The organism is Paracandidimonas lactea (assembly GCF_021653995.1).
GTDB lineage: Bacteria > Pseudomonadota > Gammaproteobacteria > Burkholderiales > Burkholderiaceae_B > Allopusillimonas > Allopusillimonas lactea.
In genome coordinates this window covers 67,726-82,241 of record NZ_JAJJOZ010000012.1, presented here as the reverse complement: position 1 = coordinate 82,241, position 14,516 = coordinate 67,726, and the positions used below count along the sequence as shown (strand labels likewise).

The 14,516-nt window shown below is 57.4% G+C and carries 13 protein-coding genes; 3 read left to right on the top strand and 10 right to left on the bottom strand.

The window, feature by feature from the left end; all coding sequences use genetic code 11:
- On the bottom strand, nt 1-1,167 hold a 1,167-nt coding region (locus LOL23_RS17820; protein ID WP_369414144.1), incomplete at its 3' end, for a type IIL restriction-modification enzyme MmeI.
- A 155-nt stretch (nt 1,168-1,322) separates the two neighbouring features.
- The gene (gene mobF, locus LOL23_RS17815; RefSeq protein WP_160979380.1) at nt 1,323-4,220 is read right to left on the bottom strand and encodes a MobF family relaxase; all 2,898 of its coding nucleotides are present in this window, start codon (nt 4,218-4,220) and stop codon (nt 1,323-1,325) included.
- Between the two features lie 306 nt (nt 4,221-4,526).
- Here mobF and LOL23_RS17810 point away from each other — a divergent pair, with 306 nt between their 5' ends.
- From LOL23_RS17810 to LOL23_RS17800, 3 genes are read left to right on the top strand one after another with little or no spacing between them, the layout of a single operon-like run.
- Nucleotides 4,527-5,315, top strand: coding sequence for an ABC-three component system protein (locus LOL23_RS17810; protein WP_160979382.1), 789 nt, complete (start codon nt 4,527-4,529; stop codon nt 5,313-5,315).
- Nucleotides 5,312-5,533, top strand: a complete 222-nt coding sequence (locus tag LOL23_RS17805; protein ID WP_160979384.1) for an ABC-three component system middle component 7 — start codon at nt 5,312-5,314, stop codon at nt 5,531-5,533. Before LOL23_RS17810 ends, LOL23_RS17805 begins: the two co-directional genes overlap by 4 nt.
- Complete coding sequence (locus LOL23_RS17800) at nt 5,523-7,136, top strand: DUF2326 domain-containing protein (protein ID WP_160979386.1); 1,614 nt, start codon at nt 5,523-5,525, stop codon at nt 7,134-7,136. The genes LOL23_RS17805 and LOL23_RS17800 overlap by 11 nt, the downstream gene beginning before the upstream one ends.
- A gap of 10 nt (nt 7,137-7,146) precedes the next feature.
- Here LOL23_RS17800 and LOL23_RS17795 read toward each other — a convergent pair whose 3' ends face one another.
- The 8 genes from LOL23_RS17795 to virB10 all read right to left on the bottom strand — a co-directional run bounded on the left by LOL23_RS17795 (nt 7,147) and on the right by virB10 (nt 14,507).
- Nucleotides 7,147-8,805 carry a type IV secretion system DNA-binding domain-containing protein gene (locus tag LOL23_RS17795; protein ID WP_160979388.1) on the bottom strand — a complete coding sequence of 553 codons (1,659 nt, stop codon included), beginning with the start codon at nt 8,803-8,805 and terminating at the stop codon, nt 7,147-7,149.
- 12 nt (nt 8,806-8,817) lie between these two features.
- Nucleotides 8,818-9,252, bottom strand: a complete 435-nt coding sequence (locus LOL23_RS17790; protein WP_160979390.1) for a hypothetical protein — start codon at nt 9,250-9,252, stop codon at nt 8,818-8,820.
- A 6-nt stretch (nt 9,253-9,258) separates the two neighbouring features.
- The gene (stbB, locus tag LOL23_RS17785; RefSeq protein WP_160979392.1) at nt 9,259-9,966 is read right to left on the bottom strand and encodes a StbB family protein; all 708 of its coding nucleotides are present in this window, start codon (nt 9,964-9,966) and stop codon (nt 9,259-9,261) included.
- Nucleotides 9,967-10,004: 38 nt separating this feature from the next.
- Nucleotides 10,005-10,424 (bottom strand): hypothetical protein, encoded by a 420-nt coding sequence (locus LOL23_RS17780; RefSeq protein ID WP_160979394.1) that lies wholly within the window; start codon nt 10,422-10,424, stop codon nt 10,005-10,007.
- 24 nt (nt 10,425-10,448) lie between these two features.
- Entirely contained in the window at nt 10,449-10,904 is a 456-nt protein-coding gene (locus LOL23_RS17775; RefSeq protein WP_160979396.1) for a hypothetical protein, read from the bottom strand.
- Nucleotides 10,905-11,354: 450 nt separating this feature from the next.
- Nucleotides 11,355-12,272 (bottom strand): TrfA, encoded by a 918-nt coding sequence (locus LOL23_RS17770; protein WP_160979398.1) that lies wholly within the window; start codon nt 12,270-12,272, stop codon nt 11,355-11,357.
- A gap of 128 nt (nt 12,273-12,400) precedes the next feature.
- Nucleotides 12,401-13,426: a P-type DNA transfer ATPase VirB11 gene (virB11, locus tag LOL23_RS17765; protein WP_160979400.1), complete on the bottom strand. Its 1,026-nt coding sequence runs from the start codon at nt 13,424-13,426 to the stop codon at nt 12,401-12,403.
- On the bottom strand, nt 13,398-14,507 hold the full coding sequence (virB10, locus tag LOL23_RS17760) for a type IV secretion system protein VirB10 (protein ID WP_237174008.1): 1,110 nt from the start codon (nt 14,505-14,507) through the stop codon (nt 13,398-13,400). Before virB10 ends, virB11 begins: the two co-directional genes overlap by 29 nt.
- Nucleotides 14,508-14,516 lie beyond the last annotated feature (9 nt).

Sequence of the window (14,516 nt, the reverse complement as noted above, 5' to 3'; positions counted from 1 at the left end):
ATCGACAACTTGCAGCACCGGCTGAGGAACCTGTTTTACTTTAACCCAACAGCCTCCGCGATTTCCGGTTCGATTCAAAGCAATAATCAGAAAGTTGCCGGAACCGCAGGCGGGGTCGAAAATGCGCAGGCTCTGCAGGCGCACCAGCAATGCTTTCAGCTTCTTTTCATTACCACGTGACTTGTCCAGTTCGGCATGCAGTTTGTCCAGAAACAGCGGCTGTATCACCTTCATGATGTTGGACACTGAGGTGTAATGCTGCCCGAGGTTACCGCGCTGCTCTTCGTCAATCACCGCCTGGAACATGGACCCGAAAATGTCCGGGTTGATCTCGGACCAGTCCAGCGCACCGCACTCCAACAGCAGGCGCCGCGCCTTCCGGCCAAATTCAGGAACGGGTTCGTCATCCCGGAACAGACCGCCGTTCACATAGCGGAATGCCTGGAAATGGCTGGGCATACGCTTACGCTGGGGCGAATTTTCTGCCAGATTCAGTACCGTGAACAGATCCGTAAAGAACTGGTCTACGTCTGAGCCGTCGTCGCGAGTGCAGGCTTGCAGAGTGAGGGTCAGCTGGTTTTCTTCAAAAATACCGGTGTCTTCGGCATAGAAGCAGAACAGCAGGCGCGTTAAAAAGACATTCAGCGCGTGGATGTCTTCCGGCTTGGTCAGGTCATTGCGTTCGCGGATCAGGTCGAACAGCTGGCCCATTTTTTCTGTGGCCTTGAGGTCAGCCGGGTGCTCCGAATACATCACGGCTTTTTCATAACCGGCCAGGGGCAGGAAGAAGGCGTATTCCTTGTTCAGCTCTGCCATGTCGGTGACCAGGCGCTCGTCAGCCTTCACGTCGAACGCAGCCAGCGTCTGAAAATCAGTGACGATCACAAACCGGATATCATGGCGGGCGATCAGGTCAGTTTCTTTCAGGGTTTCCGCTTCGGCAGTCACGTCCTGGCCGACAGGTACTGCTCTGAAATAGAGTTTTTTCTTCAGGCCAATGTCGTCACCCGTACCCACGTTGCGGCTATCGCCTCCGTTGCGCAGGCGGGTGATGGTGCTCTTGGGAAAGCCGTAGGCATCCAGGAAGTCAAAGATGAACTCATCAGGGTTGAGCTTGGAACATGCTTGTTCCAGAGATTCAATAATGTGTGCTTGGCTGACGGCCATCTTTGGGTTCCCTTCCTCAAAAAATGGGCCGGCGCTTCCCGGCCCGGCCATCCCCGCTTGTTGGGTGGACGGCGCGATCCTCTGTGGATTATACGTAGTCAGATTACGCTTTGTTACCTCGCGGGTTCTATGAACCCTGAGGCACCCTGGCTGCCTTATTGGAATTCCACATCGGATTCAAGCGGTGTGGGAAGGGGGCCGTGCTCTGCATGCACCTGGGCAAAGTCCGTCGTAACTGTGGGCTGCAAGTCATGAGCAAGCCCCTTGTAAGTCTGCCTGTCCACCCTCTCAGGCAGCTTTTCTGCATCGTCGGTGAACACTGTCACCTCATGTCGTTCCCGCGAGATGCTGACATAGTAGGTGTCTTGAGCGGTGGTGCGGCTGAAGCTCTCTGCGTTGTAAAGCACCCGGTCGCAGGTCAGCCCCTGTGCGCTGTGCGCGGTAGTGGCGTAGGCGTAGTCCATGTTCAATGGCTGGTCTGTGGGTAGTCGGACATGGCGGCCCTGGGTTTCGAGCGTCACGCTTGCCGCGTCGATGGCTACGACTTTCGCCAGCTGCCCGTTGACCAGGTCGTGCCGAGCATCGTTGCGCGTGATGCGGACATGGTCGCCCACAGACAACTCTGCCGTGTTCATGTGATAGACCGACAGCTTGCTCATGGTCTTGGGGATGATTTCGATGGGCTGCGCGTTGGTCGGGTCTGCCCGGACAGGGATGACGCTGATGCGGTCATGGTGGGTGCTGCCGGTAACACGGTAAAGTTCGCCGCGTTTCAGGCCGCACTTGTAATCACGTTCTGGAATAACGATGTCACCTGCCGTATAAAAGCGGGCGACACTGCGTTCGGCACGGGTGGTGTCATGTCGGGTGAGCAGCTGGCACGGGCGGCCTTTGCCTTCCAGGCCAAGCAGGGCGTGGATGCGTTGATTGATTTCATTCCTTGAGGCGTTGGTGCCAGTCACGACAATGGTGTTGGCCTGTTCTGTGGCACTCAATCCCGTGTAGGTCTTGGCAATGGCTTCGTAGCGGGCCGAACTGTCGCGGGTTTTCCTGCCATGCTCGTCCGTGGTGAAGTCGTCTGGTATCACGCGGATCGCATCGAGCAGCGGGAGAGACTGGCTGGCCCGGCCTGTGGCTGCGAGTTCTACCGCCTGGCGCAGCCGTGCCGTGCGTTGGCGCTGGATGTCTCCCATTAATACGGTCTTCATTCCATTTTCCTGCAGCATAGCGAAGGCGCGACCTGCCTCGATGGCTTTGGTCTGGGCCGTGTCGCCCAGCAGCACCACCTTGGCGCCTGTCGGTTGGATGAGGGCCAGCAGCTTGTCCATCTGCCGCACAGGCACCACTCCGGCTTCGTCAATAACCACGACGGATGTCGGCCCCAGGGAATCCAGGAATGGGCGCTTGTCGGCTGCGGCAAGAATAGACGCAATAGTATTGGCCGGAATGCCTTCGTCACGCAGGTTGCGCACCATGTTTCCGTAGGGCGCGAGCGCGGTCATGGTGTGGCCTTGTTCATGCAGAATTGATTGGGCGTTTTGCAGGGCGAAGGACTTCCCGGTACCGGCCAGCCCCTGGATGCCGGCGACCTGATCTTGCCCAGTGGTTATCAGCATGACTGCTTCGCGCTGGCCGGGCGTCAAAAGAGTGCCCAGGGCGTTTTCAGCGTTGGCGGCGTTGATCGTAGATTGCCAGGCACCCCGGCCTGCCTGTTCAACTGCCAATATCCTGGATTCGGCTTCATGGGCCTTTCGGGTGGCGTAGCGGGGGCTTTCCATCAACAGGCGGCCTTGGGCAATGGCTTCATCAACCAGCTGCAGGGCAGTGTCCTGGCTCAATCCGGTCAGCCGGGTGACTTCTGCCGTCCATCCTTCGCGGGTCATGGGCTGAGCTTCTTTGTCCTGTGTGCTGCTGTAATGCGGCGCTTCCTGGATCAGCGCACCGGATGCGACACGGCCCTGGATGGCTGTCTGGATAGCTGTGATGTCGGTATGGCCGCCTGCATGGCGGATGGCGCTGTGCAGCAGATCGGCCAGGGGCATGACGGACTCCCGTTCAGCCAAGTGCTGGATAGCCCATTCCAGCGAAGCCTGCGCGACAAGATCGGCAGAGCCTTCCTGTACTTCGGGCGTCTGTCGTTCAGTGTCGTGGCGGGCCTGGTCAAACTGCATCCCGATAGCAGCAGCGGCTTCCCGCCACTGCTGGTGCAGTTCCGTGCGGCTGAAAGCTTGGGTTTTCTCCTGGCGGTGCGCCAGGTTGATACCCTGGCGCAGCGCGTGAGGGGCGTTGTCCCGGGTCGTCCCGCGCGCAGTCAGTTCAGCTGTAATGCCGGCGCTGCGCTTACTGAAGAACTCGATCTGTTCACGGGTAATATGGGCTAGCTCGATATAGTTCTTCTCATGACGAACGGCATACCCCAGGGCGCGGACATTACGTTCAAGCTCAGCCTGATAGATGGCGTCTGTCACCCGCAACAGCTTGAAAATCGCCTCGTTCGAGAGCGACACCCAGTTACCGTCAGCGCGCTGGGTCAGGTTCATCAGCAAGGCGTGGACGTGCAGGTGAGGGTCAGGCACTGCATCTTCCGTAGGGCGGGCGGTTTCGTGGCGGAACTTGGCAATGATAAGGTTGCCAGTCTGTTCCACCCGCGACTTGCCGTTTTCCTTGCGGCGACCCATGGTCAGATGCTGTTCGACATAGGCGAGGGCAGCCGCCACGGCCTGATCGTTGGCATGAATCAGGCGCTCATCTCCCCCGATCAGTGCCTGCAGCGTGATGCTCTTGGGCGCACCAAAGGTCAAATCAAGTGCAGCACGGGCCTTTGCATCCTTGCGGATCGACCGGCCAGCCGTCACGTTCCGGCCAAAGTCGCCCTGCAGCATGGCTTTGAAGCGGGCAGGGCCAATCTCACCGACTGCGCCCAGGCGGCGAGCGCCTTCGCCTTGCCAGGTTGCGGCACCACCGTCGCGGCAGTAGTAGTCGTCGGCCTGGTCGGCGTAGTAGTGGGTGGCAAGGGATGCGCGGGCACGGTAGATTTGGCTGTGGGAGATCATGGGGGCTCCGGGGAAGGGCGAGGAGAAGAGGGTGGGCATTCTTCCGAGCCGATGCGGACTATGGGAGATAGCACTATCGGGATTGACGAACAGCCTGAAGATGTCCTGTCCGATGCAGTGTCGGTGAAAAAGAACCGTTCACCCTCGTAATAGTTTCTGCGTCAACTACAATTTGATACTCTTTAAGCTTGGTCAACAATCGTCTGGGCTAACCGGCGCAACACGAGCTCATACTCGGTGCAAAGCAAAAGACATTACTGGCGCGCTGAGTCGATTATCAAAAAATTGGCTGGTATACGTGTTCACATGACTACGAAGAAAACTGCGGCAGCAAAAAAGCCAAATTCCCGTCCCTCGATCGGAATTGCGTTTGAGCTATCACTGTGCGCCGAGGTCAACAACATCTGTCCTAATTGCGCCCAACCGCTCTTTCGCACGAAGGGCGGCAGGAACTATAAAGACTATGAGATCGCACATATCTATCCCTTGAACCCTACACCTACCGAAGAGGAGCTGTTGAAAAGTGAGACTCGACTTTCGGCTAATCCGAATGATGCCGAAAACCTGATTCCACTATGTTTTTCGTGCCACAAGGTCTACGACACACCGAAGACAGCTGAAAATTACCGGGATCTAGTTCAAAAGAAGAAAGCAATTTTGTTGGAAAATAAACAGAGAAATATATTCCTGCAATATGCGCTCGAACGAGAGATCAGCGAGATAATAGATTCGCTGTGCGATAGCAGCGTTGATTTTGAAATGGGCTCGAATTTCGAGGCGAAGCGGGTAGATAGAAAATTAGACAGCACTATTCGACCTCTGACAAAAAGGAAAATAAAAAATGACGTATCTTCTTTCTATCTTTTCGTCAGGGAAAGGTTTAGTGATCTTGAGCGCGCCGACCCCAACAAGGCGGTTCTAGTTGCACAACAAATAAAGAGTTTTTATTTAAAGCAAAAGACAATTTGCTCAAACCAACAAGAGATCTTTGATAATACAGTCCGCTGGATTCAGTCCAAGCACACAGCTGGCTCCACGCCGGCGGCCGAAGTCATCGCTGCTTTTTTTGTCCAGAATTGCGAGCTGTTTGAATGATTACGCCAAATAAATTCATTTCTTTTGAGCAGTCGGTGCTTTCTAAGTTGCCATCTTTGCTTGTAGATAAAAGCCGAATAGGTATCCACGAACTTTACAGCGAAGTAGCTGATCGATTCGAAAGCGTAGATCAATTTATGTTGGCATTGGATGTGCTCTACATCCTCAACAAAATCGACATTGATTTCCATTCGGGAGTTGTTAGCTATGCTGACTGAAATCCGTTCGACCGCATTCCGGAAGTCCCTTATTAAGTTCCATCCGGGATTGAATGTGATTCTTGGCGATGAGAATGCTACAAACTCCATTGGAAAGTCGAGTGCTCTTATGGTCATCGATTTTGTGTTTGGTGGCGATTCATTCGTTGAGCATAACGAGGACGCCGTACGAGAGTTGGGCGATCACTCCTACCTCTTTTGCTTCAAGTTCGAGGACGAATGTTTTTATTTTAGACGAGACACCGTTAACCCTTCGGTAGTCTTCCGTTGCGATCCAAAATATGCCCCTATTGATAAGTGGGATTTAAAAGCTTATACGGCTTGGCTCAAGTCACAGTATTTCCCTGAGGCGCTGCGGATCACCTTTCGTGGCATGGTTGGATTATTCTCTCGGATATGGCCGAAGCCCAACGTCACAAATGTGCGTCGTCCTCTGCACGTCTTTCCCGGTCAGAGTGGCTCTGAGTGCGTAAGTAATCTGATCAAAGTGTTCAATCGTTATGGCGAAGTCGAGGCGGCCCAAACGGCAACTACCGACAAGAAAGGTGAGAAGAATGCGCTCAGAAATGCTTTTAGGCACTCGATTGTGGAGAAGATCACTAAAGCCCAATATTCGAAGAATGTCGTCGAGTTGGAAAATATTCGTACCGAGGTCGACACAATTAAATCCGAGCTATCACGGTTTGCTTTGAATTTACGTGAAGTGATTGATCAAGATCTGCTCGAACTAAAAAAGGCGAAAGATTTGTTGCTTTCGCAGCGGCTGAGACTACGGTCTAAGTTGCAAAGAACGGAGCGAAATCTAAAAGAAAATAAGTTCATTCAGAGCAAGCAGTTCGAGGCTTTGTGCGATTTTTTTCCGAATGTTAATCATGATCGGATTGCGGAAATCGAGCTATTTCATAGCTCGCTCTCCGCAGTTCTAAAGAAGGAATTGCAGGAGACGGAAAAGGCCGCTCGATTACAACTGGATACCACCGACAATGCGATTGCGGAGCTCGACAGGCAGATATCTGAACGTCTTAATAACTATGACAATCCAGTGGCGCTCATCGAACGAGTGTCAGGTCTCTCGGGGAAATGGAGTCGCTTAAGGCGTGAAAATGATCACTTCGAGAAGCAAACGAAAATCGACATTGAACTAGCTGCTTTGCAGGAGGCACTTTCTAGCTTGAAGATTCGGATTCTGAAGGATATGGAATCATCAATAAATGCAGCCATAAGAGCTATTGTTGACCGCATCTATGGGCCAGAGTCGCGGGCTCCCGCTCTTGAGCTGAACGAAGACGGATATACGTATCAAATCGTCGATGATACCGGAACGGGTACCGCTTACGCCAATCTTGTCATTTTTGATCTCGCTATTCTCGAATTGACGCAGCTTCCGTTTCTCATTCACGATTCCCCACTTTTTAAGAACGTCGAAAATAATGCTGTCGCGAAATTCGTAGACGAATATCGGCGCTCTAATAAGCAGGTGTTCATATCGCTCGATCAGATTAAAAAGTACGGAGCGGAGGCGGCTGCAGAGCTGGAAAGCCTTTGTGTGCTCCAACTAGACAAAACTAACGTCTTGTATACGGCCAATTGGGGTAAAAAATGATGACGAGGCTTCAGTCGGAGTGTTTCACCTGTCCAGTTATTTCATGGGCTGCAGTGTTTGACAAAACATTCCAGGGCTCCTGGAATGCCGCCGTAGCCGTCGGGAACTCGTTGAACGGTAAACGTATCCGCGCGATCGAATAATCCCCTGCCAACGCGACATACCCACCTAACGCTGGCAGCGCCTGAATCTGCGCTGCCGTTACCACTTCCTCCGTCACCCGTTCCATGTTGTCCGACGTGTTGCGGTTATCCGCACTGCGGCTGATGCTGAACTTGGGTCTTTCCACTTCATGCTTGCCAAGGCTTTCACTCATGTCCTTGGCCGTCTGCGGGTCGGTGCGGGAGCCGCCCAGCACCGCCAGGTTGCGGAAGCTGGCGCGTATCGTGGTCGCCATGGTGCTCCCGTAGATATGTTCCAGCTGTGAGGTGCTTTGCAGGCCGGCAACAACGCGCAGGCCGTTTTTGCGGCCTTTGGTCAGACCGGCTTCCAGTGAGGGCAGCGCTTCCAGGCTGGCCAGTTCGTCAATGAACAGCCACCAGCGCCGGTGGGCGCTTTCAGGCATGGACAGAATGGACGTGATGAACACGTCGGCCCAGGAAGACACCAGGGGCTTCATGGAACTCATCATGTCTTCGCGCCAATTGATATACAGGTTGCCGTCGTCGGGCTTTGCCAGCCAGTCGCGAATGGAAAATCTGCCGGGTTTCATTCCGGTATGTTCCGACAGCTTGTTTGACAGCACGAAGCGGGCGGAAGACAGTGCCTTGCTGGCTTCGCTGGAACCGACAAACAGGGATTCGGCCAGGGTGCCTTCCAGGAATTGCTTTAAGACCTTGGGGTCTTCGATGGTGCAAAGCCGGAACAGATCCATGATGCTGGCTTTTTCGCCCTGTAGCTCATAGAGCTTCTTGGCCGTTTCGCGCAGCAGCAGGCGGCCGAAATCGTTCCATTCTTCCGCATTGCGATCCTGGCTCATAGGCACCATGGAACGGGCCAGACGCTTCCAGTCGTAATCAGCGCGCACTTCGTTAAAGAAAGACCAACCCTGGCTGCGGGCATCGTAGGGGTTGAGGATGACATCGTTGGGCTGCCAGAATTTGCTGAGCAAATCACCATTGGGGTCAATGACGATCATGCGGTCATTACGTGCTGGCGTCTGGCCGGATAGATGCCTGACCATGTCATGCTGTGAGCGTTTGAGCACCGATGCCGCCATGTTCCGTAGCAACACCGATTTTCCCGAACCGGTGGCGCCGCTGATAAGCAGGTGCAGGTTCTCATTGGCGGTCGGCATGGGGATGCCGCCCACGTCTATCTGCATTTTGCCGCGCTCTTCACACTGACGTGCCAGGTTTTTGGCGCTGGTGGTGCGGGTGCCGCGCACAAAGCGTTTGTAGGCTGCGCCTTCAAAGCCTTCTGTCCTGGCGGTGCGCCCAATGAAAAGAATCAGCGCCAGGGAGAGAACCAGGCCGACACCCAGCGCACCGTAGAGCAGGGGGTACTGCGGTGTGAGCATCACAAAATGCCGGAAGGTGCGGGCGTTCCAGTCGCGCCAGTGCATCTGGCTTGCCCAGGTGGCTGCCAGCATCCACGCTGCTGTGGGGAAAATTGCCAGCGAGAATGCGGCGATCCGCCGCCGGGTGATAGGTGAGATCAGTGTGGACATGGGGGATGAACCTCAAGAGATCAGAAGCTGGCCCAGGGCGAGCCCGGCCAGTAGCCCACCCAGCACGCCGGCAGCGCCGCCCACAGCCAGGGCGATGATGGCCATGCGGCGCGCAGATTGGTGGGCAATGTGAGCGTATTGCGCGGATTCCTGGCTCAGCTGATCCAGCCGGGTGCCGGTGTCGTTCAGCATGACCTGTATGGCCTGCTGAAGCTGCTGGTTTACCGGCTTGGCTGCTGTTTCCAGGGTGGCGTTCAGGTGGCGGCTGAGTTGCTGGGGCAGCATCTGCTGGGTTTCGCTCATGGATTGCATCTGCTGCTGGGCGACATCCAGAGTACGGGTGACGGCTTCCAGCCTGTCCACTAGGCCGGCCACTTCGCCCAGGACTTCGTGGTACAGCAAATCCAGCTTTGAACGGGGGCCGCTGGGTGGGGTGTGGGCATCCATGACGGATCACGAGAACAGGGCAGCGAAGGCTGCGTTCATCTGCCGGTCCACCGGCTTGGCCAGGGCGCGCAGGGCGTGGCGGTTACTCAGCTGCGAGATGCGGGCGTGGTCTTCCGGGTCGGCGCTGCGCACTAGGGCGCGGTAGTCGGTCTGATCGGCCAGGACATCTGCAATGGTGGTGCGCTGGTCAGCCAGCAGCTCGAAGACTTCGTTTTCGTAGATGGTAGCCAGGGGGTTGGCTTGAACTTCGCCCGACTTGGCGGCATAGGCCAGGATGGAGGGAAACTCTTCTTCTACGCTGCTATCGACACGATTGAACAGAATCCGTACCCGATCCGAGTCCACACCCAGTGCAGCCAGCGCGGCCACGGTTTTGATGGTTTCGCGCTGGGCTTTGCCGGTGTTGATGACCGGCAGCACGAAGTAGCTCATTTCTTCGTGTGCGCCTTCGTAGCGCATCATGTGGGTCAGGAAGTCCTCGATGTTGCTGGCCCCGACATCGACAATGGCGTCATCCCGGGTGAGCAGTTCGCGGAACAGGCGGCCAAAGTGTTCACCGCGTAGCTGATCCACGTTCAGGCCAAGATCGGCCCCGGTTTCGTTGGTGGATTCCACCGCAAAAATCTGCGCTCCGTTCATGCGGGGTGCGAGCAGGTGGGAAGCAACAACCGTCTTGCCAACGGAGCCGGTGTAGTTGAGAACGGCGACTTTCATGGTTTATTCCTTGTGGGGTTTGTCAGTGGGAGAGGGGGTTACTTGCCTTCGCGGCGCAGGGCTTCCAGGTCGATACGCATGTCGCGAATCTTGCGTAGGTCGCCGGGCGTCTCGATGTTGCGGGGCCGGCCCCGGATGGCATCGAGGGCGGGTGCTGTTGTTGGCTGCACTTGGGCTGTCGTGGGGGGTGCGGCGTGTGGCTTGGGCAGCGCTGCAGGTTTGGTCGCAGCACACCGCTGGGCCTTGCGCCAGCGGTACAGAGTGATGGCGTAGGTGCTGTACTGGACCGACAGCCCCGCTGCTGCCAGATCATCCAGCACGGCAGCATGGGGAACGCCGGCGGCGAGTTCGGCTTCGATCAGAGGAAAAAGAGCGCGCAACTGGGCGGCGATGCTGATGCGGGGGTCCAGCTCAGCGAGCGCGGCCCGGTAGCGTGCGACGGGAGCGGATTCAGTCATAGGATTCCAGGGGGTGGGTGCCGCTTATCGCGACAGTTCAGGAAAGACGGCAGCCTGTTTGGCGACCAACCAGGAGCGGCCTGTGGCCAGTGCTTCGTCGTAGGCGGATTGTTCATCTGTGAACGGGGCGGCCTGGCCGTGGGAGAATTGACCGCCGCCGACTTCCTGGCCGCCATCCAGCAGGCGCAACGTGAAGCTGCCCGTGTCGGCAGGGTGGGGAAGAATCTCGAAATTGAAGCGCAGCCGGGCCTGGGTGACTTCGTCGTAGAACTGTTTTTCGACTTCGCGCAGTCGGGCCGTCCACTGCGGGCCGATGCGGTCCAGGGCTTCAGCGATGCTGTAGCCGCGTTCACGCAGCCAGTCGCAGCGATTCAGGATGAGTGCAGCTGTGAGCGCTTCACCCAGACTCATGGTGCCGATGCCATGAAGGGCGGCTTCCTGTGCGATGTTGAGCATGCGGGTGTCGATGGTCGAGTGCATGGTGTCTCCTTTGCCTGTGACTTGACGGGCAATGCTTGGGGTGAAAAGAAGGGGTGGCCCGGGTGGGCGGGTGCTGGCTTCGTTGCTGACCGACAGCCGCTTTGCGGCTGTGCAGCGTGGCGATGCAAGATGGCCTGGCGTGAACAGGCACAGTGCGGCGCGTCAGGCGTGCTGACGGCGTGACTTGTTCACAGGTTGCTTTGGTAGAAGTAAGGTAGGAATAAGGTAGAAGGCGTCGCGATGGCTGGAAAGCCAGTATTCATGCAGGTTTCAAAAAATCGTGCGCGATGCTGTGACGATAAAGCGCGATGTTCTGGCGAAAGACCGCGATCTTATGACGACCCTGCCGCGATGCTATGACGATGGTCAAAACCACTTATCCACAGGCTGAAAATCGTGCCTGAAACGGCTGTTTTTGGGGATGAAGCGCGATGCTATGACGATGAGGAATTAGCGTTCCAGGCGCGTCCAGACTGCTTGTTCATGGCCCCGAATTGCGGCTTCAATCCGGGGTTCTGCGATGACTTTCAGGGCTTCCAGTTCGTCCAAGCTGCGCTCCAGCGTGACCCGGAAATCTCGCATGCGCCCGGTGTACTGGGCGCGTTGCTTGAGGATGTCCAGGCTGTATTTTTGCTGGATGTCGGCAGAGGTGCCAATCAGCCGCTGCAGGCTCTTGGAGAGGTCGTGACGCATCTGCAGGCGCTTGGCCCAGTCCACCAGGGCGTATTCCCGGTTGCCGAAAATCTGCGCCCAGCGCGGGTCGGCATACAGGGTGTAGCTGCCGCTGGGTTCGTGGTAATCAAAGCCCCCGATCATGGCGATCACACGGGTGGAAGGGTGGCGGCCATAACTGTATTTCACCGAGCCGTCTTTTCTGCGTGCCTCGATGCACAAGGTAAAGCGGGCCAGGTCTTTCATACCCTCATGCAGCCATTCGTAGGCGCTGCCGCCTGTGGGCCGGCCCATGCCGCGCAGGAAATCGGCGCGGTTAATGACTGGCGCTTCGCCAAGCAGGGCTGTGGTCTGCAGATACATGGCGTGCATCCAGATGTCGGCATGGTCCTCGCTCAGCTGTTTGCCCGAGCCTTTGAGCAGGATGTGGCTGCCCTCCAGAAACACCGTTTCATCGTGGAGAGGACGCCACCCGCGACGCACCGGGGCAAAGATGGCGCTGCGGGCAATGTAGTTGGGAATCGCCCGGACTGTTTCGTTCATGCCGGGCAGCATGAAGGGGGTCGGGGTGGTGGCCTGTTTTTCTGCGGCGTCAGCCATGACCTGTGAGGCTTTCTGCATGGCGCGTTGCATGGCGGCTGACAGCCGCTGCAGGTTGGCATCCTTGTGGAAAGGCGTGCGGGTGGGGGTGGTCATTGAAGGTGCTCCGGGCAAGCCCATGCCAGGGCCGCCCGGAGTGTGTGCAGCGCCTCACACGGGTTCAGGGTAGTGGACCCGGCAGCTTGCCGGGTCGAATGGATTGGGTGGGGCGCTGCTGAGGGAACTCAGGTGACGACGTGTCGCCGGGGTTCAAACCAGATTTCTTTCACGCGGAACCGCTCGACCTGCACAACAATGTCCACGGTCTGCCGCAGAAAGGTCTGGATGGTGGGCAAGTCCAGGTTGCCGCCTGTGGGTGACTGCTTGATAAGGATGGCCAGCCGGTCAAAGGCGTCGATTGCGCTGTTGGCGTGTGTGGTTGTCACGGATCCAGGGTGGCCGGTGTTCAGCGCGGCCAGGTAGTCCCAGGTTTCAGGACCGCGCAGCTCGGCCAGGAAAATCCGGTCGGGCGACAGGCGCATGCAGGCAGCCAGGCAGTCGGTGGCTGACACGCGGCCCCGTGTGCCGCCGTACATCATGTGGATGCGGTTATCATGCGATGGCAGGATCAGCTCATGCACATCTTCGATGGTGATAAGGCGTTCGTGTACCGGTATTTCATTGATGAGGGAACGGGCAAAGGTGGTTTTGCCTGATCCTGTTGCGCCGGAAATCACCACGTTCTTGCGCGCGCGGACGGCGTCTACCAGAAACTTAAAATAATCTGCCCTGTTCTTCAGCATCAACAACCGCTGATCGAGTTTTGACAGGCCGTCAGCACTATATTTGGCGGTCGCATCCATGGTGGACTTGAAAGCCCCGCCTGATGCCAACTGCTTCAGGTGAAAAGTTGCGGAGGCGTGTTTGCGGATGTTGATGGCAATGGTGCCGTCTATGCAGGCCGGCGGCAGAATGATCTGGCCGCGCTCCCCATCGGGCAGAACCACCGACATGATGGGGCTGCGCGCCATGTGGTTGTAGGCGGCCAGGGCCGTCGCCAGCGCTTCCAGCTGCGGGTAGCTCAGCTCCTCGCAGTCGTGTGACAGCCAATGTCCGTCTGTGCGGGCGTACAGATGGCCTTCGCGCACAATGGCGATTTCCGTGACCTTTGGGTCCTGCAGATGGTGGGCCAACGGCCGTAGAAAGGTCCGCACTGAAATGGCGCGATCAAAGGCAACCGCCTCAAGGGGTAAGTTCAAGGTCGTAGACATGGCTGAAATCCAGATCACGGGCGACCATGATGCCGATGTGTTCGCCCTGGTTCTTGTAAAGGGTAGGAGGTATGTCCAAAGACTTTTCCAGAATCTTGGCGATGGCTTCCTGGCCACCCTGGGCGGTGTTATCGAAGCGGATGTTGTTGTCGCCCGATTGGCCCTGATTCGATGCCCAGTTGCCGAAATCGCCCACCAGCGATAGCAGAATGGCGTTGCCGAAGCGTTCCCAGAAATGGTTATCGACATGACCGTCCAGCCCGGCTTCACCCAGGGGGCCGGTGCCGGGTGAAGCCAGCTCAACGATGACGCCAGCGGGCGTTTCCAGCCGGTTCCAGGTGACAAAAGCGCGTGCCTGACCCTGCTGGATGCCGCCGGACTGATAGCCGGTGAACTTGGTGCCGGCGTCGATCAGCTTGACCTTGCCGTTGGCGCTCATAACATCGTGCGTGGCCAGGCAGGTGAGCAGCCCCGGCTGGGTGCTGACCAGCTTGGTTTGCAAAGTGCAGTCGATCATGGTGCCTTGGGTGAGCAGGAAGTTGCGATCCCCCAGCTGCCCGGCCACAGAGGGTGCCAGCTCCAAGGGCCGCAGCTTGTCGGCCAGCGGGCCGGCATCGCTGTAGGGGCCGTTTGGGGCGTTGGCTTGGCTGCCGCTTGTGCTGCCGCCTTCTGCGCCGCCCGCCTGCAGCGGGCTGGCTAGTCGCCGCTGCGCCACTTCATCGACAGGAGGCGGTGCTGCGGGCGTCGGTGGTGGAAGGACATAGGCGGGTGCTGGCACCGGCTCTGGTGCCGGTGGTGGCAAGCGTTTGGGTGGCGCGGGTCGCTCCACCCTGGGCGGCTTCAGCCGGTTGGTGATTCCACTCTGATCCGCTTCCAGACTGCTGTCGCTGTCAGGTGCTGGTTCGCGGCTCCAGGCTTTCAGCAGCACGCCGATGGCCACGGCAATGGCCACCAGGATGGTGAGCCACAGAAAAGCGCGTGCGCCGCGTGGGGCGCTGCGCCCGGCGGTTTCCAGGTTCAGCGCTTCGCGCTCCAGGCCATCCGTGGGGGTCTGGCCCTGGTGCGGATCGGTGTCGTTCATGGGCTGTTT